This is a genomic window from Pseudomonas sichuanensis (genome assembly GCF_024749065.1).
Classification (GTDB): Bacteria; Pseudomonadota; Gammaproteobacteria; order Pseudomonadales; family Pseudomonadaceae; genus Aquipseudomonas; species Aquipseudomonas sichuanensis.
The window spans coordinates 2,273,104-2,299,225 of record NZ_CP087185.1 but is presented as its reverse complement, the minus strand read 5'-3'; the positions used below and the strand labels follow the sequence as shown (position 1 = coordinate 2,299,225).

The following is a 26,122-nucleotide window of genomic DNA, read 5'->3' as shown; positions in this document are numbered from 1 at the left end:
CGAGAAATGAAAACCTGCCGGGCATGGGCAAGTTTTTTTGCGCGGTGAAATTCAGGCCGGCACTACCGTGGCCCAGTAACCCAGCACCCGTTGCACCCGCACCGGCAACACCTCGGCCAGCAGGTCCAGGCTGGCCTCCGGCTGGTCCAGCGAGAAGGTGCCGCTGACTTGCAACCCGGCCACCCGCGGATCGCAGCGCAATACCCCTTTGCGATAGCGGTCCAGGTCGGCCAACACACTGCCCAGCGCCATGCGCTCGGCCACCAGTTGCCCCTGGGTCCAGGCCGCTGCGCCCACCGGCAATGGCGTCACGCTGCCAGCGCCCGTTGCCGCGAACAGCTGCTGCCAGCCGCCTTCCAGCCCCGCACGCACACCCTGCCCGTCTTCCACCAGCACCCTGCCGTCGAGCACCTGCACCAGGGTGGCGGCCACCTGCTGCTGAACCACCAGCCGTGCCCCCACGCCCGGCAGGATCCGCGCCTGCCCCGCACGCACACTGATGCCGGCGCCCTGCCCTGTTTCCACCAGCACGCGCCCACGGTTGAGCGTCAGCACCTGCTGACCGGCCACCTGATCGCCATCCAGTGCACTACCCGTATCAAGCTGTACCGTCAGCCCCGTGGCCAGGCGCCAGCTGCGCCGCTCGCCGGTGGCGGTGCCGTAGTCGCTGAGCAGCGTCGGCAGCACGCTGCGCTGATGCACGCCATAGCCGCTGGCAAGCAGCACCCCGGCCCCGGCCAGCCCGCCGAGCAAGGCCCGCCGCGACACCCGGCTGCGCGCCTGCAGCAGGCTGCGCGCCGCCGGCACGCCGTGCGTACCGTTACGCAGGCCTTGGCCCAGGCCATCCAGGCGCTGCCAGGCCAGTTCGTGGGCCGAGCTCGCCTGGCGCCAGCGCTGGCAGGCCAGCCGCTCGGCCTCGCTGCTGGCCCCCGACTGCAGGCGCACCATCCACAGCATGGCCTGCTCGACCACGGCCGGGTCCAGCCGTTGCGCATCTGCCGGTTGCGGCCTCATTCGCCGTACACCGACGCGTAGCAGTGCCGATAGGCCTTGAGCATGGCTTTCTGCACCACATTGACGGTCAAACCTTGGCGCTCGGCGATCTGCGCGTAGGTCAGGCCGTCGAGTTGCGACAGCAGGAACACCTCGCGCACGCGGCTGCCCAGGCCATCGAGCACCTGCCCCACCGCATCCAGCGCTTCGAGCACCAGCAGGCGGGTTTCCTCCGAGGGCTGATGCTGCGGTTCCAGCAGCGCCAGGCTGTCCAGGTAGGCGCGCTCCAGCGCCTGGCGGCGAAAGTGCTGCAGGCACAGGCGTCCGGCGATGGTCGCCAGGTAGGCGCGTGGCTCACGCAACTGCGTCGGCAGCTCGCTGCGCAACAGCCTGACGAAGGTGTCCTGGGCCAGGTCCAGCGCCTGCTCGCGGTTACCCAACCGGTTGCGCAGCATGCTCACTACCCAGCTGTGGTGCCGCAGGTAGAGATCGCCGACGACATGGCGGTTGGCTGGGTTCATGGCGCGAATCTCCGGCGGCAAATGAATGAAAGTCGCACATGGTAATACTTATCATTCATTTGCATCCAGACGCGTGTTTCACACGCTGCGGGTCAAACCACCATCGACCTTGATGTTCTGCCCGGTGATGTAGGCCGCGCCGTCACTGGCCAGGAAGGCGATGGTGGCGGCGATTTCCTCGCTGGTGCCGTAGCGCTTCATCGGCACCATGTCGCGGCGCTGCTCGGTTTTCGGCAGGCTGTCGATCCAGCCAGGCAGCACGTTGTTGATGCGCACGTTGTCGGCTGCGTAGGTGTCGGCGAAGACCTTGCTGAACGCCGCCAGCCCCGAGCGGAACACCGCCGAGGTGGGGAACATGTCGCTGGGTTCGAAGGCCCAGGCGGTGGAGATGTTGATGATCACCCCGCCCTGCTGGCGCTGCATGATCGGCGTCACCAGCCGCGCCGGGCGGATCACGTTGAGCAGGTACACTTCCATGCCCTTGTGCCAGTCTTCGTCGCTGATTTCCAGGATCGGCGCGCGGGGGCCGTGGCCGGCGCTGTTGACCAGTACATCCACCCGGCCCCACTTGGCCATGACCGCGTCGACCAGGCGTTGCAGGTCTTCGACCGACTGGTTGCTGCCGGTCACGCCGATACCGCCCAGTTCATTGGCCAGCGCCTCGCCCTTGCCCGACGACGACAGGATGCCGACCTTGAAGCCGTCGGCGGCCAGGCGCCGGGCCGCGGCCGCGCCCATGCCGCTGCCGCCGGCGGTGATGATTGCTACTTTCTGTACTGACATGCTGCCTCCTGGGGAAGATGAACCCTGCCTTGCAGGTTCATTCACCCTAGCAGCCAAGCAGCCGTCGAGGGAGACAGCCGGGCTTTCGCGAGCCAGTAGCTCAGCTATCGCCTACTTGCTCTTTCAGCCAAGCCTTGACCACTGTCAGTGCAGCAGGCTGCTGCGCCTTGCGCGGCCACACCAGGAAGAACGCCTTGTCCAGCTTTAGCTGCTGGGGGAACACCTGGACCAGCCTGCCGGCGGCAATATCGCCCTTGACGAAGGCGTGGCTGGCCAGCGCGATGCCCTGCCCGCCCGCGGCCGCGTCGATCGCCAGTGAGGTCTGGTTGAAACGCAGGTTGCGCGCCGCCCCCGGCCCCTGCCCTGGGAACAGCGCCGCCGTGAACATCGGCCAGAAGTCATGGGCGTCATGCAGCGCGACAAACCCCTGCAGCGCCGCAAAGGTTGCCGGTGCGCCTTTTTCCGCCAGCAACTGCGGGCTGGCCACCGCCACCAACCTCTGCTCCATCAACAGCTCGGCATTGAGCCCCGCACCGAACGGTGGCTGGCCATAGCGCACGGCCAGGTCGACGCCATCGGTCTGGAAGTGCGACAGCCGGTCGCTGGCCAACAGGCGCAGGTCGATGTCCGGATGGCTTTCGGCGAAATCGCCGAGCCTTGGGATCAGCCATTTCGCCGCAAAACTCGGTGTCGCGCTGACCGTGAGCTGCGAAGGCTGAGGCCGCAGCAACCGGGTCGCCTCGTCGATCATCGCCAATGCGCCGCGCACGCTGGAGCTGTAGGCGCGCCCGGCGTCAGTCAGGCCCAGCCCACGGGGCAGGCGCTCGAACAGGCGGATGTTCAGGCTGGCCTCCAGGCCACGAATCTGCTGGGCCACGGCCGCCTGGGTGACACCCAGCTCCTCGGCGGCGAGGCGAAAGTTCAGGTGGCGGGCGACCACCTCGAACATGCGCAGGGCGTTGAGTGAGGGCAGCGAGGGGAATGCGGCTGACATGGCGGTAGGAATTCTATTGGCTGCAGAATGCGGTCCAGTGTGCCAAGGGTTTTCAGCCATGGCTATAAAAGCGGCAGGCCCCAGAACTTTTTCCTTTTTGCCGGTCTATCTGCACAAGCCCGAAGCGAAACGCTGACGCGGACGGCTGGCCACACCTTCAACTGTCTTTCAGAGGCTGTCTTCACCCATGAAACTACCTACCCCACGCATGCTGCTTGGCCTGTTCGCCCTTGTGGCAGTGGGCTCGGCGAACGCTTCGCCGATGAAGACGCCCAGCCCCGTGCATGCCGCCGAAGTGGCGGCGCCCCAGGCCCTAGCTCCCGCCAACCCTTGGCCGAGCCTGGCCAGCACAGTCGCCGAGCAGCCCGCAACGCTGCTGGCCCATGACGACCGTTACTACCGTGATGACCGCTGGCATGACCGCCGCGAAGACTGGCGCCGCGAGCAATGGCGCAAAGAGCAGTGGCGCCGTGAGCAATACCGCCGCGAAATGGAACGGCGGCACAACTGGGAGCGTTATCACGACCGCGCCCGGCAGGATCGCTACTACGATGACCGTCGCTACTATCGCCGCTGACCGGCCTGCCCCAGCCCAGCCAAAGGCGCGGGCAGGTGCAGTACCACCTGCGCCTCCTTGACCACATCCAACCGCACCAGGGTCGATGCCCCCAGCCCGTCGAGCAACTGGCTCAACGGGCCGCCATGGCGTACCAGTTTCACGCCCCGAGGCAGCAGGCGCTGGGCAAAGGACAGCGGATTGGCCAGCACCTGGGTCTGCTGCCATTGGCCGTCGACCTGATGGACCATGGTCGTCGTGCCCATCCTCGATTGCGATGCCAGCGTGCGCAGCACGGGCAACGGCGCCTGCAAGCTCAGGTCCGGCCTGCCGTCGGCGGCGGCGATCCGCGCCTGCACGCTGGTGCCGATATCCACCTCGATCGGCGTGCGCCACTTGGGCAACTGATAGCCCAGCACCCCACGCACCCGGGCGATCTCGGTGTTGACCGGCAGCGCCAGCACATGGGCGAAGAAACTGCGCCGCCGCATCGCATCCAGCAACTCCAGCGCGTGGGGCCCTCGGGCACCAGGGCGGCGGATGACGATGGCCACGGACACCTCGTCGTAGGGATCGTTGTCGCACACCCCATAGGAAAAGAAATTCAGCGCCACCAAGCCGTACCCCGGCAACGGGCTCAAGGGTTCCAGGGCCGCCGGCAGGCTCGCCCGCAGGCGCCCGAGGGGGGCCAGGTACAACAGCTGGATGCAGGCAGAGCGGTAATAGAAATTCGGCGCCCAGACCGGCCCGACCCGGGACTGCACCAGCTGCTTGGGGATGCTCCGGAAGAATGTGATGTCTCCGGCGGCCGGGTCGCGCGCGACCTGGTCGAGGTCGGGGTTCATCCGGAAGCGGTCGTAGTACCCCCCTTCCAGCACCTCGACCTGCTGCGTGCCGAACTCGACCTTGGTGTATCGCCTGTCCATATCTGCTTGACCTTTCTCGAAGATTGACCCGCCGGGCAGCCGAGGGGGCGTGCCGATGATCAGCCCGCGTCAATCACTCTAAGGTTCAACTCAACTTCAAGGTCAAGCGTTCATCCAAGGCTCACTCCACAACCCGATGAGCCTTGGCCGCCCCTGCGCTTTCCTCGCGCAGGCGCTCCAGCACCCGCTGGGTGTTGTCGTCGCAGGGCATGCCCTCGGGCCGGTTCTCAATGCTGTCGATGGCAATCAGCAACTGCGCCCTGCTCTGCGCCAGGCGCTGCTGCATGGCTTCGATCTCGGCCACCTTGCGCTTGAGGCCGTCGAGCAGGCCGTCCTTGCGCCAGGCATTGGGCCCCACCGGCAGCAGGTGGCGAATCTCTTCCAGCGAAAAGCCAGCGCGCTGGGCACCGGTGATGATCTCCAGGATCCACACCGCCTCTGGCCCATAGTCGCGGTAGCCATTGGCCCGGCGCTCGACCGCCTTGATCAGCCCGCTGGCCTCGTAGAAGCGGATACGCGACGCCGCCAGGCCGCTGCGCTTGGCCAGTTCACCGATTTTCATCATTCACCTCGCTGAATGCGTTCACTGGACGATGGCATCGCCCAAGGCGCGTTATCCCACAAAAACTGTTGACCTTAAAGTTGCCTTTAAGCTTAAGGTCGAGCCACTCCCCCTCGAGGCCGTTGCCATGAATGTGTTCGCTGCGCTCACCCTGCCCAATGGTTCGCTTGTGCCGAACCGTATCGCCAAGGCCGCCATGGAAGAGAACATGGCGCAGACCGACCAGGCTCCCTCCGAGCGCCTGATGCGCCTGTACCAGGCCTGGGCCGACGGTGGCGCCGGCCTGCTGATCACCGGCAACGTGATGATCGACAGCCGCGCCATGACTGGCCCGGGCGGCGTGGTGCTGGAGCACGATGCGCAACTGGAGCCGTTCAAACGCTGGGCGCGGGTCGGCCGCTCGCGGGGCGCGCAGTTCTGGATGCAGATCAACCACCCCGGCCGGCAGATGCAGGCCAACCTCGGCCAGCAGACCTGGGCCCCCTCGGCCGTGCCGTTGGAACTGGGCAGCATGTCCAAGCACTTCGGCACCCCACGGGCGATGACCGCCCCCATCATCGACGAGGTGATCGCCCGCTTCGCCCGGACCGCCCAGCTGGCAGAGCAGGCCGGTTTCACCGGCGTCGAAATTCACGCCGCCCACGGCTATCTGCTCAGCCAGTTCCTCTCCCCGCTGAGCAACACCCGCACCGATGAATGGGGCGGCCCGCTGGAAAACCGCGCCCGCCTGTTGCTGGAGGTGGTGAAAGCAGTGCGCAAGGTGGTTTCACCCGGCTTTGCGGTGGCGGTCAAGCTCAACTCCGCCGACTTCCAGCGCGGCGGCTTCAGCGCCGACGACGCCCGCCAGGTGGTAGCGCTGCTCAACGGCCAGGGCGTCGACCTGATCGAACTGTCCGGCGGCAGCTACGAAGCCCCGGCCATGCAAGGCGAAGCCCGCGACGGTCGCACCCTCGCCCGCGAGGCCTACTTCCTCGACTTCGCCCGCGACATCCGCCAGGTCGCGCAGATGCCGCTGATGGTCACCGGCGGCATACGCCGCCTGCCGGTCGCCCAACAGGTAGTAGCCAGTGGCGTGGATATGGTCGGCATCGGCTCGGCCCTGGCCATCGCCCCAAGCCTGCCCAACGACTGGCAGCGTGGCGTCGACCCGGCGCCGCAGTTACGGCCGATCACCTGGAAGAACAAGGCGCTGGCCTCGCTGGCCAACATGGCGGCGGTCAAGTTCCAGCTGCGTCGGCTGAGCCTTGGGCGAGCGCCGGATCCGCAGGTGTCGCCGTTGCGGGCATTGGTGTTGCAGCAATTGGCCAATGCGCTGCGCACGCGGCAGTATCGGCGGTGGATGCGGGAGGTGGGCAAGCGTGGGGGTTGCTCGGGTGCGGTTTGAGTCCTGGACCGAGGCTGGCTCCTCACGCGCAGAGCGCGCACGAGCCAAAAGGTCGGCGTTGTACTAATCGATCAGCTCGACGTAATTGGACTCACCCCCTCCAGTGGCGCCAGATAACCAACCCCAGACAAAGTGCAGGGTCGTGCGGCCTGCTTGATCAACGCCCACCGTACCTCGGGACCAGCCGGCAAGAAGCTCGCCCTCGGTGGTCAAGCACTGGAAAAGCAGCTCGATGGTATCGGGGCCTGTCACGCGGCCTACCTGGTTACCTGTACGGATCCGTCCGCCTTGGTAAGTGCTGTTGATGGCACCATCGTCGACTGAATAATGGAAGACCGTGCCGGCACCCGATAACCCTTGGGTGTTACTGGCTACCGAGAATCGACGGTTGTTCAGCCGTGCTGCGATCTGGGGAAAATCAGTTTCCGACTGTCGTGAGTCTTTCATGGCGAAATCCATTTTAGAAACGGCCACATTACCCGAGGCGGCGATGAGTCTTCTACCTGAAGGGTTGGGGCATGTGCAGGCTTTGAATGGCAGCAATCGACCCGTAGCTGACAGTCATGCCAGAGGTGATCTCTGTGGGAGCGGGTTTATCGAGGCGTCGAACCGCCGCGAACACGGGCGAAGCCCGTGCCACTCTCCGCGTCGCCTGCTTCGCGGGTAAACCCGCTCCCACAAGGTTCGCGCCAGCCTGGAAAAATGAGCAAGAGCAGCACCATCGCAATGGCAGTTCTGGGTCGATAGCGGTCGTTCGCAAGTGGCCGCCCTTCGCCACCCCAAATAGGCCTTCACAGTCGTTCGCTATCGGCCCAAGGAAAACAGATCGAACCGGATCTGATCGGGGCGTGATAGTTTGAAAGCAATGGTGCTCAAGCTCCGCCAAATAAATAACTCATCATATTTGGGCATATGAATCGAATTTACTTTCTTTTGGATTTCTCTGTTGAATCGGATCACTGCAATGCACCAGGCTTCGATATTTAGTTTAGCTTGCCACTCCTGCCCTCTATTCTCGCCCCAGAGAACATAGATTCCATTCCAGTATTCTGGAGCGTCATCAGAGTTGCTGGTATTGGATCCCCGCATACAGGCTGGACCACGACGACCGTGGCGAGCGCTTTGCGCAGTGCGTGGACTACTTGCGCCGGCTGCTGGCCGAGCAACCCGGGCCGATCGACTCGCCGCTGGGGCAACTCGGCACTGCAAGGCCGCTGCCCAGGTATGTTGCTAGGCGTATCCCGCTGGTGGTGACAGGCTCGTCGCGCCAGAGCCTGCAATGGCTGGTCGAGCATGCCGATGGCTGCCCATCTCCGACAGCGCTGCCCTCTGACTCAGATCCCTCGGGGCACAGCCATTAAAAAAAACGCTACTGAGCCCCCAGATACATCGTTTTTCAGTTCCAGGCCCTCCCCCTATAGTCCCCACGAAACGCCCCGGCATCGGGGTGGTCATCACAGTCGTGCAGGAACTGGATATGAACAAGAACGAAGCGGTTGCAGGCATTGCTGGTGCGGGCGTCGGCACACGGGTGGTGTGGAGTGGCGAGCAAGGCCAGCACCCCTACAACGCGACGCAGACCCCGATCGTGGTCAGTGCCGCGTATGGCTATCAGGACATCGACGCCTGGTACGACGTGGCACAGGGCAAGCTGCCGGGCTACATCTACAGCCGCATGAGCAACCCGACCGTCGCCACGCTGGAGGCCAAGCTTTGCGGGCTGGAGCAGTCCGAGTCGGCCGTGGCCTTCAGCAGTGGTATGGCCGCAATCAGCGCGGTGCTGCACACCTTTCTGGCGAACGGAAAACGGGTGGTGTCGACCCGCGACAGCTACGGCGGTACGAACAAGATCTTCGAGGAATTCCTGCCGCGCATGGGCGTGCAGGTGTGCCTGTGCGACACCCTGGATACCGCAGCCCTGGAGCGCGAAATCGCTGCCGGCTGCGATCTGCTGTACCTGGAAACGCCCACCAACCCGACGCTCAAGGTGCTGGATATTCGCCGCCTGAGCGCTGCTGCGCACAAAGTAGGTGCCCTGGTGGTGGCCGACAACACCTTTGCTACACCGCTGAACCAGAACCCGCTGGCTCTGGGCGTGGATGTGGTGGTGCACAGTGCCACCAAGTTCCTGTCCGGCCATGGCGACGTGCTGGGTGGTGTGGTCTGTGGTGCCGAGCACCTGATGGCGCAGGTGCGGCATTACCGGGAAATCAACGGTGCATCATTGGACCCGTTCTCGGCCTACCTGATCATCCGTGGCATCAAGACCTTGGCCCTTCGACTGCGTCAGCAACAGGCCAGTGCCCAGGCCTTGGCCGAGTACCTGTGCAACGAGCCGCTGGTGGAAACGGTGAACTACCCCGGCTTGCCACAGCATGCCGGCCACGCCATCGCCAAGGCGCAGATGCGCGGTTTCGCCGCCATCGTGAGCTTTGTGCTCAAAGGCGGCATGGACACCGTGGCCCGCCTGTTGCCACGCCTCGAGTACGCCCATCGGGCCGGCAACCTCGGGGCGGTGGAAACCATCTACGGCCCGGCGCGCACCACCAGCCACGTCGAAAATACCCTGGAAGAGCGCCAGGCGCTGGGGATTTCAGAGGGCCTGGTGCGTATTTCCGTGGGTATCGAGGACACCGACGACTTGCTGGCCGACTTGGCCCAAGCCTGCGCCGCGGTACGCGCGGAACTCGCGCGGCAGGCTGACCCGCACTGTGGCGCCGAGGAGGCCGGCCGCCCGATCCAGCAGCAGGCCTGAAGCCTGCCCCAAGGCACTCGCCCGCCGCGGCGGGTGCCTCTTCATGAAGTCGAACAATAACAACATGCAAGGCATTTCGATTCGCGCTGCCAAGACGAGGTCGTAGCACGCCCTTGCCCGCCAACTTTCATGAGACTCCAACAATGTCCGTGCAGATAACCACAAACAAAAATGCCCCGGCGCATGCCTTCAAACAGGATATGCAAACCCGCCACATCGTCATGCTGGCACTGGGTGGCGTCATCGGCACCGGCCTGTTCCTGACCTCTGGCTATACCGTCAACCAGGCGGGACCGCTAGGCGCGGTGATTGCCTACATCATCGGTGCGGTAATGGTTTACCTGGTGATGATGTGCCTGGGTGAACTGGCCGTGCAGATGCCGGAAGTCGGCTCTTTCAGCAGTTACGCAACCCGCTACCTCGGGCCTGGCACCGGCTACATGGTGGCCTGGATGTACTGGCTGACCTGGACGGTCGCCATCGGTTCGGAATTCACCGCCGCCGGCATACTCATGGTGCGCTGGTTCCCGGACACACCGGTATGGGTGTGGAGCGCGCTGTTTGGCGCGGCGGTGTTCATCACCAACATCATTTCCGTGCGGGCATTCGCCGAGACGGAATTCTGGTTGTCGTTGGTCAAGGTGCTTGCGGTCGTCGCCTTCCTGGTCATCGGTGGCGGCGCCATCCTGGGCGTGTTCGACATCAAGCAGGCGCACAGTGTCGGGTTGGGCAACTTCACCCGTGAAGGGCTGTTCCCCACCGGCTTCTGGTCCATCGCCATGACCTTGCTGGCCGTGTCCTTCGCCTTCTCCGGCACCGAGCTGATCGGCATTGCCGCCGGCGAAACCCGGGACCCTGAAAAGAACGTGCCCAAGGCCATCCGCACCACGGTGCTGCGCCTGGCGCTGTTCTTCATCGGCACCATTTTCGTGTTGGCCACCCTGTTGCCCCGCGAGCAGGCCGGGCTTGTGGAAAGCCCGTTCGTGATGGTGTTCGAGATGATCGGTATTCCCTACGCCGCCGACATCATGAACTTCGTCATCATCACCGCGCTGCTGTCTGCCGCTAACTCCGGGCTGTATGCCGCCGCGCGGATGCTCTGGACCCTCAGCGACCAAGGCAACATGCCGCGCAAGTTCGCTGCACTGTCACGCCGCGGCACGCCGTTCAACGCCATCGTTTTGAGCATGGCGGGCGGCATGGCTTCGCTGCTCAGCGGCGTGTTCGCCCCCGACACCATTTACCTTGCCCTGGTGTCGATCTCCGGGCTGGCGGTGGTGGTGGTGTGGATGAGCATCGCGGCCAGCCAGATCGCCTTCCGCCGGCACTACATCGCCACGGGCGGCAAGCTCGAAGACCTCAAGTTCCGCGTGCGCGGCTACCCCTTCGTGCCGCTGGCCGCGCTGTTCTGCTGCCTGCTGGCCTGCGTGGGCATCGCCTTCGACCCCGCTCAGCGTGTGGCGTTGTACTTCGGCTTGCCGTTCATTGCCTGGTGCTACTTCATGTACTGGCTGACCTGCAAATATCGCCAGCGTCGCCAGGTGGCGCAGCACATGGCCGAGACGGCTACCGAGGCCGCCTGAGCAAGGTGATACTGGGCCACTGAACCAGTCGTCATGAGGAGCTTCCATTGAGCCAGAAAACCTTGCCCCCCTTGAACTGGCTACGGGCCTTCGAAGTGTCGGCGCGCTACCTGAACTTCACCCATGCCGCCGAGGAGCTGCACCTCACCCAGGGGGCGGTGAGCCAACAAATCCGTCACCTGGAGAGCCAGCTGGGGGTGGCGCTGTTCAAGCGCCTGCCCCGGGGGCTGGGGTTGACCGAAGAGGGGCAGTCCTACCTGCCGGTGGTGCAGGACGCCATCAGCCGCCTGGCGGTAGGCACCAACGAGATCTTCGGGCAACGCCAGCGACGGCCCTTGAAGGTGCGCGGCAGCCTGTCGTTCCTGCACTTCTGGTTGGCACCGCGGCTGGCTGACTTTCGCCGGGCGCATCCGCAGGTGGATATCCGCTACATCAGCAACCTGTGGGTCAAGGAGCTCGATGCCGAGGATGACCTGGAGATTCGCTGGGGCAATGGCGAATGGCCTGGCGTCGAGGCGCAGCGCCTGACCCGGGACCTGCTGGTGCCGGTCTGCTCGCCCGCCCTGATCGCCAGCTGCCCGCTGCGCGAGCCCCGCGACCTGGCAGGCCTGCCACTGCTGCATGTGCTGGGTTACGAGGAAGGCTGGGGGTACTGGTTGGAGAGGGTCGGCGCCGAGGGCGTCGATTCTTCGAGCGGCCTGCAGTTCGACACCTTGGTGTCCACCTTGCGCATGGCGGAGCTGGGGCTGGGGGTGGCCCTGGCACGCTCGTCCCTGGCCGAGGACCTGTTACAGGAAGGGCGCCTGGTAGCGCCGTTCGCCCAGCGCATCGAAGCCAGCGAGTCGTTCTACCTGGTGCGCGGCCTGGGTGAGGCGCTGCCCGCAGACGCCCAGGCCTTCAGCCACTGGCTGGTGGCCATGGCGCAACGCTAATCACGAGTCATTTGGAGCAACGATGCAGTACACAACCACGCGTGGTAGCGAGACACGAGTTGACTTTCGCACGGCGCTGCTTTCAGGGCTGGCAGAGGATGGCGGGTTGTTCGTGCCCGCGTCGCTGCCGCAATTCAGCCCTCAGGAAATTGCCAGCTGGTCCTGGCTGCCGTTCGACGAACTGGCCTGGCGGGTCATTGCACCTTTTGTAGGGGATACCCTCGATGAGCCGACGTTACGGGCGCTGGTCAGCGACAGCTACCGTGGCTTCGCGCACCGTGCGATCGCCCCGCTGCAGCAGATCGGCCACAACGAGTGGATCATGCAGCTGTTCCACGGGCCAACCCGATCCTCCAAGGACTTTGCCGCGCAGTTGCAGGCACGGCTCATCAGGCACTTCCTGGGCCAGAACTGTGAGCGTGTGATCTGGGTGGGCGCCAGCAATGGCGACACGGCCGTGGCCGCGATCGATGCCTTGCGCCACTGCCCTACGGCCCGCCTGCTGGCGCTGTATCCGCAAGCCGGCACCCCGGCGGACCGCGCGGCGGTGATGCGCGGCGCCGACTCGGGCAGCGTCAGTTGCGTGGCGGTGAACGGCAGCTTCGACGATTGCCAGTCGCTGGTCACCCGGTTGCTGCGCGAATGGCCCTGCCCGGCGCTGATACCGATCAGTTTCAATTCGACCAACTGGGTCGGAGTACTGGCACAGATAGTTTTCTATTTCCATGCTGCGCTGCAGCTGGGCGGGGGCACACGCCCGGTGGGCTTCAGTATCCCCACGGCCAGTTTTGCCGAGATTTACGCAGGTTTCATCGCGCAGAAGATGGGGCTGCCGATCAATCAGATCATCGTCTCCACCAACCGCAATGACGCCCTGCACAGGTTCATCCATTGCAACCGCTACAGCCGGGTCTCGACCAGCCGGACCTTGTCGCCCGCCATGGACTTTTCGCTGTTCTCCAACCTCGAACGCTTCGTCTGGGAGTTGTACGAGCGCGACGGCGAGGCGACGCGGGCGCTGATGGAGCACTTCGAGGCCTGTGGCGAATTGAGCATCGGCAACCGCCAGTGGTTGCAGGCCCGCATGCTGTTCGACTCCTATGCGGTGGACGATGCCTCGATCCGCGAAGAAATCACCACGCTGTTCCAGCAAACCGGCAGTGCGGTAGACCCGCATACCGCCACGGGTGCCTTCGCCGGGCGCCTGCACCGGCGCAATATCGGCGCCCCGATCGTGACCCTGGGGCAGTTCGCCCCTGAAAAATCGGCGCCGCTGCTGGCCGAATTGGGTGCCTGGCAAGGGGCGATGCCAGCGTACGCGGTGGCAACCCCGGACGGTCCGCTGCTGGCCCAGGATGACCTGACGGGCTTGCACGGGGTATTGACCGCGTTGCAGGCCGCTCGATGAAGCGCATCCTCGACCCCTTGGACGAGCGCATCCTCGCCGAGCTCACGGCCAATGCACGTATCGCCCACGCCGAGCTGGGGCAGAAGGTCAACCTGTCGCGCAATGCGGTGCGCCAACGCATCGAGCGCCTGGAGCGCGACGGTGCCATCCAGGGTTACACCTTGCGCATCGGCGAGGGGCGCCGGCCCGCGTCGCTGATCAATGCGCTAGTGTTCGTCTACCGCTACGACCGCATGCGCGGTGACGCTGTGCTCGACGCGCTGCGGCAGATTCCGGAAGTGGTGCAGTGCCAGGTGCTGAGCGGCGAGTTCGATCTGCTGCTGCGCATCGAGGCCGCAAGCCCGGAACGGGTGCACCACGTCTGGCGGGAAATTGCCGCGATGCCGGGGGTGGAGAACACAGTGACCTCGTTCGTGTTGTCGAGCGTGATCTGAGCTGACCGTAAGCGCCCTCCCTCTTGCCACCACCACGCCGCCTGGGCCCGAGCCCCGGCGGCGTGGTCGTTTTTGCAGGCGCGAATGCGCGCCTCCGGCACTGGCCAGATTGGCCAATAAATACAGCGCATTGCCATATTCAACTGGCATGGCCGGGCTCTTAGGCTGTCCCCATCAACCAACGCCTGAGAAGGACAACAACCCATGACCGAATACAAAATTGCACTCGTAGGCTTTGGCGGTGTTAACCGTGCCCTGGCCCAATTGATCGCCGAGCGCAACCTGCGCTGGCAGCAGGAACTGGGCTTTGGCCTGAAGATCGTCGGTGTGACCGACCTGTTCCTCGGTTCGGTGATCGACCGCAACGGCCTGGATGCAGCCACCCTGGCCGCGCTACCAACCAGCAAAGGCGCCCTGGCGCAGCTTCCTCAAGGCTCGGCAGAGGCGTTCAACGAGTCGGTGATCAAGCAGTCGGGGGCCGACATCATCGCCGAAGCCACCTTCACCAACCCGAAAGACGGTGAGCCCGCGGCCACCTTCTGCCGCTGGGCACTGGAAGCGGGGAAGCACGTGGTCACCACCAACAAGGGGCCGATCGCCCTGCATGCCCAGGCACTCAAGGCGCTGGCCAAGGCCAATGGCGTGTCGTTCGAGTACGAAGGCTCAGTGATGAGCGGCACGCCGGTGCTGCGCATGGCCCGGCAGACCTTGGCAGGCTCGGGCCTAGTGGGTTTCGAAGGCATCCTCAATGGCACTTCCAACTACGTCCTGACCCGCATGGGAGAAGGCCTGGGCTTTGCCGAAGCCGTGGCCAAGGCGCAAGAACTGGGTTACGCCGAAGCGGACCCGACCGCCGACGTGGAAGGCCATGACGTGCGCCTTAAAGTGGTCATTCTCGCCAATGAGTTGCTGGGTGCGTGCCTTCAGGTCAGCGATGTCGCCTGCAGCGGTATCAGCGCGATCACCCGCGAGGATATCGAGCGGGCCAAGGCGTCGGGCGAGCACTGGAAGCTGATCGGCGCCGCTCGCCGCGAAGTGGACGGTTCGGTGCGAGCCAGTGTGCAGGCCCGCTTGCTGCCGGGCAGCCATCCCCTGGCGGGGATTACCGGCGCTACCAACGCCATCGCCTTCGAAACCGAGTTGCTGGGTGCGGTGACGGTATCCGGCCCTGGTGCGGGGCGCATTGAGACGGCTTTTGCCCTGCTGTCGGACATCCTCGCCATCCACACTTCCAGCCACTCGGCCTGAGGAGCGACGCTCATGAACCTGACTTCCGTGCAGCGCGCGCCCCTCCAGACGCTTGGCCTGATCGACGTGTTCAGCCCCTACGACGGCAGCCTGGTTGGCAGCGTTGCCAACCTGGGCGAGCACGCAGTGCCCGGCCTGCTCGCCCGCGCCCGCCAAGGCGTCAAAGACAGCGCCGCCCTGCCCCGACACCGCCGAGCCGGCATCCTTGAACAGGCCGCCCGGCTGATCGAGCGCGATGCGCCAGACTTCGCGGGCCTGATCGTCGACGAGGCAGGCAAGACCCTGCGCCAGGCCGAAAAAGAGGTGAAGCGCTGCATCAACACCCTCCGGTTGTCGGCCGAAGAAGCCCGACGCAACGCGGGCGAGGTGGTGCCTTTCGATGCCTACGAAGGCTCGGAGTCGCGCCAGGGCTGGTTCACCCGTGAGCCCTTGGGGCTGATCCTGGCCATCACGCCTTACAACGACCCACTCAACCTCGTGGCGCACAAGCTGGGGCCCGCGATTGCCGGGGGCAACGGGGTGATCCTCAAACCATCGGAGCTGACCCCGCTTTCTGCGCTCAAGCTGGTGCAGTATCTGGTCGATGCCGGCTTGCCGGAGGCTGTGGTGACCGTAGCCACGGGCGGGGCCGAGCTGGGCAAGGCGTTGGTCGCCCTGCGTGATGTGCGCATGATCTCCTTCACCGGCGGCTTTGCCACCGGCGAGCAGATTGCCCGCGGTGCTGGCCTGAAGAAGCTCGCCATGGACCTGGGCGGCAACGCCCCGGTGCTGGTGCTCGAAGACTGCGACCTGGATGCGACGGTGGAATCCTGCGTATCCGGTGCGTTCTGGGCAGCTGGGCAGAACTGCATCGGCACCCAGCGCATCCTGGTCCACGCCTCGATCTATGCGGCCTTCCGTGATCGCTTCGTCGAGCTCACCCGTGCGATGGTGCTGGGCAATCCGGGCCGGCGCGAAACCGACATGGGGCCGATGATCAACGAAGCATCTGCGCGGCGGGTTGAAGAATGCGTGAACCAGGCGCTGCAAGAGGGTGCGCAGCTGCTCTGTGGCCATCAGCGCCAAGGCGCCACCTACGCGCCAACGGTCCTGGAACAGGTTGACCACGGCAGCCGGCTGTGGCGTGAAGAGGCGTTCGCGCCGGTGGTAATGCTGGCGCCCTTCGACGACATCGACCAGGCGGTTGCGTGGGCGAATGCGCCGGAGTACAGCTTGCATGCCGGCGTCTTCACCCGGGACCTGGCCAAGGCACTGCACCTGGCGCGGCGGATAGAGGCTGGTGGCGTGATGATCAACGACTCCTCCGACTATCGGTTCGATGCCATGCCCTTCGGCGGCTCCAAATACGGCAGCCTGGGCCGCGAGGGGGTGCGCTTTGCCTATGAAGACATGACCCAGCCCAAAGTGGTGTGCATCAACCAGCTCGGTTGATGCTCAGCACACCATCATTCACCTCGGTGGCCTTGACCGGGTAGGCGCGCTCACAGCACTACCCGGTGCTATGCCGCTGGCAAAGGAGCGAAACACCTGTGATCACACGTTTAGCGTCCGGGGACAGAATGTCCCTGGCAGTCAGTTACCGGGGCGTGTTCGAGACCGCCGGAGTGGCAGCAGACAACAGGCTTGAGGATGTTCAGGGGCAACTGCGGCAAGTGCTGGCCACCATCGATGCGCTTATGGCTGAGGCCAACGTCGGCAAGGAGCAGTTGACCCGCGTGCAGATCTGGCTGGCCGATTACCGTCATTTCGAAAAGGTCAACGAGGTTTACGACGCCTGGCTGCTGGGCTATCCGAAGCCAGTGCGTGCTTGCGTCGGGGCCGATCTGGGAGAGGGATACCTGGTTGAAGTTCAGGTTTTTGCAGTAGACCACTCGACATCCATTTATCCGGATGCCTCGCGGTAACAGGGGCGCATGCCTTGTAGGGTAACGGACGCCGACCGCGGGCATGCCGGCCGCATCGGCATCAGTGGTGCGACATCGGAGCTTGACGCTCATTTGTCCGAACAGTACTTGATCACGATGCCTGCACTGCAGGGTTTCACCGTGTGCGCCACCATGTGGCACCGACCGCAATTCATGTGGCGCATTTTGCATTATATGGACCGCCCCCTATGACTAAACTGGCCTGAAACGCCTTCCCTGGCGTATCAGCGACTCATAGAACGGTTTCGATCAATGGCACGCAATCTCACTTTCTCCTTGGACATTGGCTGGCGGACGCTTCTGAAAGATGTTGGCTTGCAGCCTGAACACGTGCTGCGCAAAGCCGGCTTGCCAGACGACCTCTTTTCCCGTGAGGGCTACGGGCTGCTAACCGATGAATACTTCCGTTTCTGGCGTGCCCTTGAGTCGGAGGCAGATGATCCGATGTTTCCGCTACGCTTGGTGGAAACCGTCTCGGCCGAGGTCTTCGACCCACCGCTATTCGCCGCCTTGTGCAGTACCAACCTCATGCAGGCCGTGCAGCGTCTGGCAAAGTACAAACAACTCGTCGCCCCGATGAGCCTGGACGTTGAGGTGGGCAAAAACGGAGAAATGACGGTTTCGCCACGCTGGCTGTCTGTACAAACGCAGGTGCCCTATTCGTTGCAAGTGGCCGAAATCGCATTCTTTCTGCGGCTGGCCAACCTTGCCACGCGCGAGCGCATCAAAGCCTTGCGCGTGGCGCTTGCGCAACTGCCGTCGAGCACTTACGCCCGCCGCTACGAAGTGTTTTTCGGTACCCCCGTGCAGCGGGGTGAGACACCGAGCATTACCTTTGCCGCCGCCGACGCCCTGCGCCCCTTCCTGACCGTCAATCAGAGTATGTGGCGCGTGTTCGAACCCGACCTGCGTCGTCGGCTCAGCGAACTGGATGCGGCAGCGACGATGGCCGAGCGTGTACGTGCCGTCCTGCTCGAACTGTTGCCCAGCAACACGGCCACGATCGAGAAGGCTGCGCAACGCTTGGGGCTCAGCAAACGCACCCTGCAACGTCGGCTGGAGGATGAGGGCGAGAACTTCCGTGCCTTGGTCAATACCACGCGTGAGAGCCTGGCCCGCCACTACCTTGGCAGCACGAGCCTATCTGGCGGGGAAATCGCCTTCCTGCTCGGTTTTGAAGACCCGAATTCCTTCTATCGCGCATTTCTGGACTGGACCGGGCAAACCCCCGATACCGCACGCCACACCATGCGCCTGAACTGAGATACATACCCGATGCCTGTCCAAGAGAAACAACGCCACGTCCTGCTGACCGGTGCTACCGGACTGGTGGGTGGCCAGATGTTACAGGCCTTGCTGAGCGATCCATCGGTTGCGCAGGTGCACGCACTGAGCCGCCGCCCTTTGGCCGTCAGCCACCCCAAGCTTCAGGTTCACCTTGCGGACTTCAACCACTTGCCCGCGCTACCGCAAACCGATGAGGTTTATCTGGCACTGGGCACCACGATCAAGGTTGCCGGCAGCCAGGCGGCCTTCCGTGCGGTGGATCACGACGCTAACCTGGCCGTTGCCCGGGCAGCCGTCGCGGCCGGTGCACGACGTGTAGGGCTGGTCAGCGCGGCTGCCGCCAATGCACGCTCTTCAATGTTCTACAACCGCGTCAAGGGTGAACTGGAAGATGCTCTCAAAGCCATGGGCCTGACGGCCCTGGTCATTGCCCAGCCCTCTTTGCTGCTGGATCACCGTAACGGTTTGGGGCAGCCGCCGCGCATCGGCGAGATCCTCTCGATACCTATTGCCAGGTTGCTGGCACCGCTGCTGCCTGGCACCTATCGTCCGGTGCATGCACGTGCCGTGGCCCTGGCACTGGTTCAGACCGTACCGACGGCCCACGGCGTGGTCGTACTGGCCTCTGACACGATGGCCAAGATCGGACAGGCACACTGAGCGAAATCGCAATGAGAAATCACCAGGACAGGGCACGTCGCTTCCTGGCAGCACTGCTGGGCGCATGCGCAGGCGCCCCATGCGCGCATTGCCACCGAGATGGCGCACTCTGCAGGTCCGCTGGCGTATTGTGCGAGATACGACCCTCTCTAGTTTTGCCAGACTGGCCACATCAAAACGCATGAGGTTCGCCATGTTCAGCAAAGAAAAGAAAACAGCCCTGGTCACCGGTGCATCGTCGGGGATGGGCAAAGCGATTGCCAAGCAGTTGATTAAGGACGGTTATCAGGTCTACGTGGCCGCACGTAGCGTCGACAAGATGGCTGACCTGAAAGAGCTTGGCGCTCAGGCGCTGCGCATGGATGTGTCCAAGGACGAGGAAATCGTCAGTGGCGTTCAGACCATCCTGACCCAAACGGGCGGCGTGGACGTCCTGGTCAACAATGCAGGCTTCGGTCTCTATGGCCCTGTGGAAGAGATCAGTCTCGACGAAGCCCGTTACCAGTTCGAGGTCAATCTGTTCGGTGCAGCACGGCTTACACAGTTGCTACTGCCCTCAATGCGCGCGAAGCGTGCCGGGCACATAGTTAACATCACCTCTATGGGCGGCAAGATGTACAGCGCCCTCGGCGCCTGGTATCACGCCACCAAACATGCCCTGGAGGGGTGGTCGGACTGTCTACGCCTGGAGGTGGCCGAGTTCGGTATCAAGGTCGTGATCGTCGAACCAGGCGTGATTGAAACCGGCTTCGGCGACGGCGCCACCGAGTCCATCGTCAAACGATCTGCCAGCGGACCCTATGGGCGGATGGTTCAAATGGTGACCAAGTCGATTAAGAACACCTACGGGCATAACACGGGCAGTGACCCACAAGTGATCGCAGACGTGGTTTCCAAGGCAGTGGTCAGCCGTAACCCCAGCACACGCTACGCCGTCGGTAAATTCGCCAAGATGCTGATTCGCATGCGCGTATGGCTCGGCGACCGTCTGTTTGATCGCATCATACTCAGCCAAACCCGTTGAGCGGCAAATTGCTTTTCCGCATGCAGAGAGTAGTTGTTGGCTTGTGTATCAGGCGTCCTGCGCCAAGATCGAAGCGAGGTGCCTGAACTTGGCAGTCATGCGGTATGACAATGCCCTGCCGATTGCTGCCAAGCGCGACGAGATCAAGGTTGCGCTAGAAAGACATCAAGTGCCGGTGATCGCCAGTAAAACTGGTGCGGGAAAGACCAGGCTGCTGCCGAAGATCTGCCTGGAGATTGGCCGTGGCCCTTATGGACTGATCGGCGATACCCAACCCCGACGGCTGGCGGTGCGAAAAAAGGCGACAGATCTATTTATTGGTCAGTCTGCTGCTGGCCGACAGCAGTCCAAAGTGGCCCTTGGTGGAGGGCAACAAATGGCGAGCAGGAGCCATTCAGCATTAACGCTTGAAGCATAAAAATGCATATTTGGAGTTCCCACCTCGCTCGCTACATCCACCTTTAGCGGCACTCCATCTCTTCTGCGAGGGCACGATACGGCACTGGGATCTTGAAGCCGGGCGCGTCGACGTGGTTATAACTGTACGACACGTTTGCGGAACTCATCCGGAGTCGACCCGATCATTCGATGGAACATCGCAATGAAAGCGGACGAAGTGCTGTAGCCCAACTCCAGCGCGACGGTCTGCACTGGGGCGCCGTCTTCCAGCATCGAGAGTGCTCTCACCAGCCGCAGACGCTGTCGCCACTCCACAAATGACATTCCCAGGTCACGCTGGCAACGCCGCGAGAGCGTGCGCTCGGTGCTATGTACGACACTGGCCCATGCTTCCAGGGGACGATTATCACCTGGCTCCAGATGCAGTGCTTCGAGCACCTGACTGAGTGCCCGGTCTGTAGAGATCGGTAAATACGTATCTCGACGCGGCGCCAGGCTTATCTGGTCTACCAGCACCTGCATCAACCGTACATCGTCATCGTTTCGAGGGTAATCAACCTGGCGCTCGACCAAATCCGCAAGGATTGCCTTGGTAATGGGGCCGACCGCCAGCGTGCAGACCTCGGTGGGCAGCCTGACACAGCGTTCCGGGGCAATGTCCAGCACGCAGTAACACACGTGGGGCCGAGTACTGGCGCCATGCTCCGCTCGGGGCGGAAGCCACAAGCCGTAATGCGGCGGTGTCAGGTACTCACGGTTGTCCACAGTCAACTCGATCACGCCGCTGAACGAGTAGACGAATTCGCCCCAGTCATGGCGCTCGGTCGGGTAGGACGTTACTTCCGTCAGACGCATGGTCCTTAACAGAACGGAATGCGGTAGCGGCGAGCTAATGGCAGGTGAGACAGGTGCAGCGGCCATGTTGTCGGGAACCTTGTATGCGTTGTCTGGTTTTCGTTATTTCAGCATATAGCGCCAACCTCATACTTGCACCGTCGACAGGAAGTATGGGCTTGGGTCGGGCGGCTCCTCCTCAGGCCGTTCTCCTGTTACGTACGATGCTCATCACGAGGATAACCCCGATGAATGCTCTCGATACACTTGAAAAACTACCTCGGCTGAATCTGCGGGGCTTCACTTCACCGGTGCAATACCTGAAGCGGTTCAGTGCTGAAATTGGCGTCGAGGTCTGGTGCAAGCGCGACGATATCGGAACGGTCGGTCTTGCCGGTAACAAGGTGCGCAAGCTCGAAGTAGAACTGGCTTATGCGATCGCCCAGGGCGCCAAGCATCTGGTTGCCGAAGGCTCACGTCTTTCCAATGCCGCGCGGGCGGTGGCGGCGGCAGCGGCGCAGACAGGGCTGAAATGCACCCTGGTACTCTGCCATGACGCGCCACGGGAGCCGGTTGGCAACCTGCTATTGGACGGACTCTTTGGCGCCAACTTGCGCTTAGTGGGCAATGCAACCTGGGCTGAACTCGCCGATCATGCTCAGGCCGTGGTCAATGAGCTGGAAAATAATGGGGAGCGTGTCTATCGACTACCCATCGGCTGTGCCTCCGAGAGGAGCTCGCTCGGGTTTGCCCTGGCCTACTCCGAGCTTCACGGACAGATGGCCGCGCATGAGCGTTCGATCGGCACCATTGTGCATGCCAGCTCATCGGGAGGCACTCACTCCGGACTGGTGCTGGGCAATACCTTGCACGGTTCGCCAAGCAACATCCGCGGTATCGTCGTTGCCGAGGATGTCTATGATGACGTACCCGGCCAGTACCTCGCTTATGCCCAAGGTGGTGCCCACCTCATCGGCGCAGAAGTGGAACTGACACGCAACGACATCAACCTCACCGAGGACTATCTGGGCGACGGCTACGGCCTGCCTGCACCGGGCGTGATAGAAGCGATCGACCTGCTTGCCACCACCGAAGGGATACTCGTAGACCCCGTCTATAGCGCCAAGGCAGTCGCGGCGCTGATCGATCTCGCGAAAAAGGGGGAGTTGGAAGGCCCAGTGGTCTTCTGGCACACGGGGGGCTATCACTCACTCTTCGATCCTCACTACGCGCAACGCACTTGGTCCGAAATCAAGCGGCTTTCCACTGTGCAGCTGTAGGCCTCGCGAACTGGCTTTCATTGACGATGAAAACGCCGGTCCTATTCCCGCAGATTACTTGACCACTACAGGTGCCGATGGCCGGCCTGGGGACTTGTCTGGCCTGAAAACCAGACGCCCGCGCGACGCCTCGGCATTCAAACAAAAATAATGTGGAGACTACCTGGAATGAGCGATAACGCACCTTCCATGCGGCGAGGCCTGAGTGCTCGCCATATTCGCTTCATGGCGCTCGGTTCTGCTATTGGCACCGGATTGTTCTATGGGTCCGCCTCAGCAATCAAGCTGGCTGGCCCCTCGGTACTGCTGGCCTACATCATCGGTGGCATGGCCATCTACATGATGATGCGTGCCTTGGGTGAAATGGCCGTGCGCAATCCTGTATCGGGTTCTTTTGCCCACTACGCAACCCAGTACTTGGGGAGCTTTCCAGGTTTTCTGACTGGCTGGAGCTACGCATTTTCCATGCTGGTGGTATGTCTGGCAGATGTGACCGCCTTTGGTGTTTACATGAGTTACTGGTTTCCCGACACACCACGATGGATCTGGGTCCTGGGCATCGTATTTTTCATCGGGGCTCTGAACCTGTGCAGCGTCAAGGTATTTGGCGAGTTGGAGTTCTGGTTGTCGTTGCTGAAAGTCACGGCTATTGCGTCGATGATCGTTGCCGGGTTGGCAGTTCTAGTTTTCGGTATTAAGTTGGGCTCTGCCAATGAAGTAACGAGCGGCTTAAGCAATTTGTGGCAGCACGGTGGCTTTTTCCCCAATGGCGTGAGTGGAATGATCGCCTCTTTCGCCGTCGTAATGTTTGCCTTTGGCGGAATCGAAATGATTGGTATCACTGCGGGAGAAGCCAAAAACCCGCAACAGGTCCTGCCACGCGCGATCAACTCCGTGCCACTGCGAATATTGATGTTCTACGTGCTTACACTATTCGTTCTGATGGCCATCTATCCCTGGCCCAAGATTGGCAGTGAGGGCAGCCCTTTCGTACAGATATTCAGCGGCTTAGGTATAAAGTCGGCTGCTACAGTGCTGAACATCGTCGTCATTTCTGCCGCACTATCGGCCATTAACAGCGATATTTTCGCCGCAGGGAGAATCATGTACGGCATGGCTCAGAGCGGCCAGGCACCCGCCAGTTTTTCCCGCCTGTCCCGATTCGGTGTACCTTGGATGACTGTAATCGTTATGGCGACGGCCCTGCTTTTGGGTGTTCTGCTTAATTACCTGTTCCCGGACAATCTCTTCATGATTTTGGCGTCGGTGGTGACGTTTTCGATTGTATGGGTGTGGCTGATGATTCTTTTGTCCCAAGTCGCCATGCGCCGGCACATGACTCGAACTGAGGTTGAGGCCCTGCATTTCCCCGTGCCTTTCTGGCCTGTAGGCCCCGCCTGCGCAATTGTTTTCATGCTGTTCATTTTCTGCGTACTGGGTTGGTACTCAGAAACTCGCATGGCGCTCTATGTAGGTATCGGGTGGCTGGCATTGCTGTCGGTAGGCTATAAATTATGGATAGTCCGCCAGAAAGCAACGCTGTTTGAATCGTTCAAACTAAAGCGTTCTTGAGCCCTACGAGCCAGTAACTTGAATGCTCAGATACCAGTCATTAATGTCCAGAGTCTGAGCTTTTCTGCTTATTATCGGGATGGGTTGTGAGGTAATAGTGGGCCGCCCCGCCTTGAGGTGCCGCGCCAGGCGGGGAGCTATGGGTCGTTAGTCGCTGGTCGTGAATGGCTGCTTTCGACCCGAAGCGGACGCTGAGCCCATCAGCAATTTTTGTGGGAGCGGGTTTTTCGAGGCGTCGAACTGCCGCGAACACCGGCACCGCCGGTGCCATCCATTGCGGCGCTTGCTTCGCGGGTGAACCCGCTCCCACAGGATGCGCGTCGCGCTCACGAAGCCAGTTAACTTTCAGCGGCTGCTATGGGTCGCAAGCGCTCGCTCTCACACGCATGCCTTGAGCCATCACAAATGGCCTGCCTCAGTGGAGAAAGTGATCCTTGACGTAGCGCACCGTCTTTTCCAGAGCCCGCGCCATATCGGGATGTGTTAACTGATACTTCAGCTGTAATTGCTCGCTATTACTCATATCGAAGCGCTGCGTCTGGATGAAATCCAATGACTCGGCGCTGATCGCAAATCGTGCTGCCAGCCCGGGAATCATCAAAAGCCACCTGAGCAACCTTATCGGTACATGCCGACGGGGCGCCTTGACCTCCAGCGGTTTTGCGATCTGCTCAAGCATGCCCTGCAGGCTCGATGTGTGCTCATAGAGCGCCAGAACCTGCCGGTTGGCCATCGAGGGATCGAAGGCCACACAGGTCATCATCGCTACCAGGTAGTCGACGCTGACTAATGGCAACCAGTGCCTGGGGGAACCGGGGACCGCTTTGAACCGACCTTGTGCCAAATTTCGAATGAGTTCGGCCAGAGGCTGTCCTTCCAGGATGTGGCCACTCTCGCTGTGGCCACACACCGTAGCAGGATGAATGATGGTGTAGTCCGCGCCCGCATCCTGCATATAACGGATGACGGCAAAATGGGACTCGATCTTGCTGCCTTCGTAGCCACCTACACGGCGGTAGACTGCGGGCCAGTTTGTGTTTGCAGGGCACTCATCATCAACGCCGATACTGGCCAGGTGGTTGAGGTTTTGCAGCATGAAGCCGCCCACCATCAGCAATCGGATGCGTTGGCGCGCCGCAAGCTTGGCGACCCTCAGCGCCCCTTGCACATTGACTGCTCGGGCGCGCTCCATTGACAGCCCCCAGGAAAACTCCGCCGCGAGATGGAAGATCACAGAGGCCGAAGACACGCACTGTATGTCCGCCTCGCTGAGCCCGAGCCCCTCTCTGCTGATATCGCCCTCAACGGCATGGATATACGCAGGATTACCGCCCAGTTGACCTACCTGTTTTCTGAGACGCTCAATGTTGCCTGGGGTACGCATAAGCACCCAGGTTTTGTACCCTGTCGCAGTAAGTCGGGCCAGTAAGTGTTGGCCCACAAATCCACTGCCGCCGGTGACGAAGCATTCCACGCTCATGCCTGATTCCTGGTTTGGATAATGGGTGCAGGCTAAGGTGTAGAGTGCGCTCTACAGTCAAGGAGTTTTTAGTGTGAACGTTGGAGAGTTGGAGCGCCGCAGTGGCGTCGGCCGGCATGCATTGCGCTATTACGAACAGCTCGGGCTTATCGTGGCACAACGACAAGCCAACAATTACCGCAGCTACAGCGATCAGACGGTTGTTGATCTGGCCTTTATTCAGAGCGCCCAGAGTGGCGGTTTTTCCCTCGCTGAGATTGGAGAAATTCTTGCAGCCAAGCGAGGCAACAAGATCGATTGCGCGCAAGGCGCAGCCTTGGTCGCCAGCAAGATGGCCGAAATTCAAGCGAAGATCACCACGCTGCAAGCTGCTTATGTCCTGCTGAGCACGGAGCATGCGAAGCTTGAAGCCAGTGCCATTGCCAATGGCCTGATCACTCCCCACTCACCTGCACTCCTGCATACCTTGACGCCATAGCGTCCCGGCATGGCCCTTAGCGTGGCCTAGTGAACAGGGCCGAAGTCGAAGGGTTGGTTCGAGTAGCCTTCCCACAAGCGACCGTCCCATACATGGACTTGCTT

The 26,122-nt window shown here is 62.3% G+C and carries 25 protein-coding genes and 1 pseudogene; 17 read left to right on the top strand and 9 right to left on the bottom strand.

What is annotated here, in order from left to right; translation table 11 throughout:
* Positions 1 to 51 precede the first annotated feature (51 nt).
* From LOY51_RS10740 to LOY51_RS10725, 4 genes are all read right to left on the bottom strand, one after another.
* Positions 52 to 1,014: a DUF4880 domain-containing protein gene (locus LOY51_RS10740; protein WP_258646121.1), complete on the bottom strand. Its 963-nt coding sequence runs from the start codon at positions 1,012 to 1,014 to the stop codon at positions 52 to 54.
* A complete protein-coding gene (locus tag LOY51_RS10735; protein ID WP_125858253.1) occupies positions 1,011 to 1,514 on the bottom strand; it encodes a sigma-70 family RNA polymerase sigma factor in 504 nt (167 codons plus the stop codon). Before LOY51_RS10735 ends, LOY51_RS10740 begins: the two co-directional genes overlap by 4 nt.
* Before the next feature lie 78 nt (positions 1,515 to 1,592).
* Positions 1,593 to 2,297, bottom strand: coding sequence for an SDR family oxidoreductase (locus LOY51_RS10730; RefSeq protein WP_125463622.1), 705 nt, complete (start codon positions 2,295 to 2,297; stop codon positions 1,593 to 1,595).
* A gap of 100 nt (positions 2,298 to 2,397) precedes the next feature.
* A complete protein-coding gene (locus LOY51_RS10725) occupies positions 2,398 to 3,291 on the bottom strand; it encodes a LysR substrate-binding domain-containing protein (protein WP_258646119.1) in 894 nt (297 codons plus the stop codon).
* A gap of 187 nt (positions 3,292 to 3,478) precedes the next feature.
* Between LOY51_RS10725 and LOY51_RS10720 the strand changes: the two genes are divergently transcribed.
* A complete protein-coding gene (locus LOY51_RS10720; protein WP_258646117.1) occupies positions 3,479 to 3,868 on the top strand; it encodes a hypothetical protein in 390 nt (129 codons plus the stop codon).
* Here the strand turns inward: LOY51_RS10720 and LOY51_RS10715 are convergent.
* Both LOY51_RS10715 and LOY51_RS10710 read right to left on the bottom strand, forming a co-directional pair.
* A complete protein-coding gene (locus LOY51_RS10715; RefSeq protein WP_258646115.1) occupies positions 3,856 to 4,773 on the bottom strand; it encodes an acetoacetate decarboxylase in 918 nt (305 codons plus the stop codon). The two genes, LOY51_RS10720 and LOY51_RS10715, sit on opposite strands and share 13 nt — an antisense overlap.
* Before the next feature lie 121 nt (positions 4,774 to 4,894).
* Positions 4,895 to 5,335, bottom strand: coding sequence for a MerR family transcriptional regulator (locus LOY51_RS10710; protein ID WP_125466182.1), 441 nt, complete (start codon positions 5,333 to 5,335; stop codon positions 4,895 to 4,897).
* Positions 5,336 to 5,462: 127 nt separating this feature from the next.
* Between LOY51_RS10710 and LOY51_RS10705 the strand changes: the two genes are divergently transcribed.
* The gene (locus tag LOY51_RS10705) at positions 5,463 to 6,719 is read left to right on the top strand and encodes an NADH:flavin oxidoreductase/NADH oxidase family protein (protein WP_258646114.1); all 1,257 of its coding nucleotides are present in this window, start codon (positions 5,463 to 5,465) and stop codon (positions 6,717 to 6,719) included.
* Between the two features lie 63 nt (positions 6,720 to 6,782).
* On the opposite strand, the gene LOY51_RS10700 is transcribed toward LOY51_RS10705, so the two are convergent.
* Positions 6,783 to 7,166, bottom strand: coding sequence for an avidin-fold protein (locus tag LOY51_RS10700; RefSeq protein ID WP_125463617.1), 384 nt, complete (start codon positions 7,164 to 7,166; stop codon positions 6,783 to 6,785).
* A gap of 1,030 nt (positions 7,167 to 8,196) precedes the next feature.
* Here LOY51_RS10700 and LOY51_RS10695 point away from each other — a divergent pair.
* The 12 genes and pseudogenes from LOY51_RS10695 to LOY51_RS10640 all read left to right on the top strand — a co-directional run.
* A complete protein-coding gene (locus LOY51_RS10695) occupies positions 8,197 to 9,474 on the top strand; it encodes a cystathionine gamma-synthase family protein (RefSeq protein WP_258646113.1) in 1,278 nt (425 codons plus the stop codon).
* A 143-nt stretch (positions 9,475 to 9,617) separates the two neighbouring features.
* Entirely contained in the window at positions 9,618 to 11,057 is a 1,440-nt protein-coding gene (locus tag LOY51_RS10690; RefSeq protein ID WP_258646112.1) for an amino acid permease, read from the top strand.
* Between the two features lie 47 nt (positions 11,058 to 11,104).
* Positions 11,105 to 11,989, top strand: coding sequence for a LysR substrate-binding domain-containing protein (locus tag LOY51_RS10685; protein ID WP_125463614.1), 885 nt, complete (start codon positions 11,105 to 11,107; stop codon positions 11,987 to 11,989).
* Between the two features lie 22 nt (positions 11,990 to 12,011).
* Complete coding sequence (locus LOY51_RS10680) at positions 12,012 to 13,397, top strand: threonine synthase (RefSeq protein WP_258646111.1); 1,386 nt, start codon at positions 12,012 to 12,014, stop codon at positions 13,395 to 13,397.
* On the top strand, positions 13,394 to 13,831 hold the full coding sequence (locus LOY51_RS10675) for an Lrp/AsnC family transcriptional regulator (protein ID WP_125463612.1): 438 nt from the start codon (positions 13,394 to 13,396) through the stop codon (positions 13,829 to 13,831). The genes LOY51_RS10680 and LOY51_RS10675 overlap by 4 nt, the downstream gene beginning before the upstream one ends.
* Positions 13,832 to 14,035: 204 nt before the next feature.
* Positions 14,036 to 15,079, top strand: a complete 1,044-nt coding sequence (locus LOY51_RS10670) for a homoserine dehydrogenase (RefSeq protein ID WP_258646110.1) — start codon at positions 14,036 to 14,038, stop codon at positions 15,077 to 15,079.
* 12 nt (positions 15,080 to 15,091) lie between these two features.
* Positions 15,092 to 16,510, top strand: a complete 1,419-nt coding sequence (locus tag LOY51_RS10665) for an aldehyde dehydrogenase family protein (RefSeq protein WP_125858240.1) — start codon at positions 15,092 to 15,094, stop codon at positions 16,508 to 16,510.
* Between the two features lie 98 nt (positions 16,511 to 16,608).
* Complete coding sequence (locus LOY51_RS10660; protein ID WP_323808601.1) at positions 16,609 to 16,983, top strand: RidA family protein; 375 nt, start codon at positions 16,609 to 16,611, stop codon at positions 16,981 to 16,983.
* A 273-nt stretch (positions 16,984 to 17,256) separates the two neighbouring features.
* Positions 17,257 to 18,267: an AraC family transcriptional regulator gene (locus tag LOY51_RS10655; protein ID WP_125858238.1), complete on the top strand. Its 1,011-nt coding sequence runs from the start codon at positions 17,257 to 17,259 to the stop codon at positions 18,265 to 18,267.
* Between the two features lie 12 nt (positions 18,268 to 18,279).
* Positions 18,280 to 18,951 (top strand): NAD(P)H-binding protein, encoded by a 672-nt coding sequence (locus LOY51_RS10650; RefSeq protein ID WP_258646107.1) that lies wholly within the window; start codon positions 18,280 to 18,282, stop codon positions 18,949 to 18,951.
* 193 nt (positions 18,952 to 19,144) lie between these two features.
* A complete protein-coding gene (locus LOY51_RS10645) occupies positions 19,145 to 19,975 on the top strand; it encodes an oxidoreductase (protein ID WP_125858236.1) in 831 nt (276 codons plus the stop codon).
* Between the two features lie 46 nt (positions 19,976 to 20,021).
* Positions 20,022 to 20,282: pseudogene (locus tag LOY51_RS10640) on the top strand (hypothetical protein); the annotation flags it as partial.
* Positions 20,283 to 20,509: 227 nt separating this feature from the next.
* Here LOY51_RS10640 and LOY51_RS10635 read toward each other — a convergent pair.
* Positions 20,510 to 21,229 (bottom strand): AraC family transcriptional regulator, encoded by a 720-nt coding sequence (locus LOY51_RS10635; protein WP_125858235.1) that lies wholly within the window; start codon positions 21,227 to 21,229, stop codon positions 20,510 to 20,512.
* 227 nt (positions 21,230 to 21,456) lie between these two features.
* Between LOY51_RS10635 and LOY51_RS10630 the strand changes: the two genes are divergently transcribed.
* Both LOY51_RS10630 and hutT read left to right on the top strand, forming a co-directional pair.
* Positions 21,457 to 22,488, top strand: coding sequence for a 1-aminocyclopropane-1-carboxylate deaminase/D-cysteine desulfhydrase (locus tag LOY51_RS10630; protein WP_125858234.1), 1,032 nt, complete (start codon positions 21,457 to 21,459; stop codon positions 22,486 to 22,488).
* Positions 22,489 to 22,656: 168 nt separating this feature from the next.
* The gene (hutT, locus tag LOY51_RS10625) at positions 22,657 to 24,060 is read left to right on the top strand and encodes an L-histidine transporter HutT (protein ID WP_125858233.1); all 1,404 of its coding nucleotides are present in this window, start codon (positions 22,657 to 22,659) and stop codon (positions 24,058 to 24,060) included.
* 415 nt (positions 24,061 to 24,475) lie between these two features.
* On the opposite strand, the gene LOY51_RS10620 is transcribed toward hutT, so the two are convergent.
* Complete coding sequence (locus tag LOY51_RS10620) at positions 24,476 to 25,540, bottom strand: SDR family oxidoreductase (RefSeq protein ID WP_258646104.1); 1,065 nt, start codon at positions 25,538 to 25,540, stop codon at positions 24,476 to 24,478.
* Positions 25,541 to 25,613: 73 nt separating this feature from the next.
* Between LOY51_RS10620 and LOY51_RS10615 the strand changes: the two genes are divergently transcribed.
* On the top strand, positions 25,614 to 26,018 hold the full coding sequence (locus LOY51_RS10615) for a MerR family transcriptional regulator (protein WP_125858231.1): 405 nt from the start codon (positions 25,614 to 25,616) through the stop codon (positions 26,016 to 26,018).
* The last annotated feature ends 104 nt before the right edge of the window (positions 26,019 to 26,122 follow it).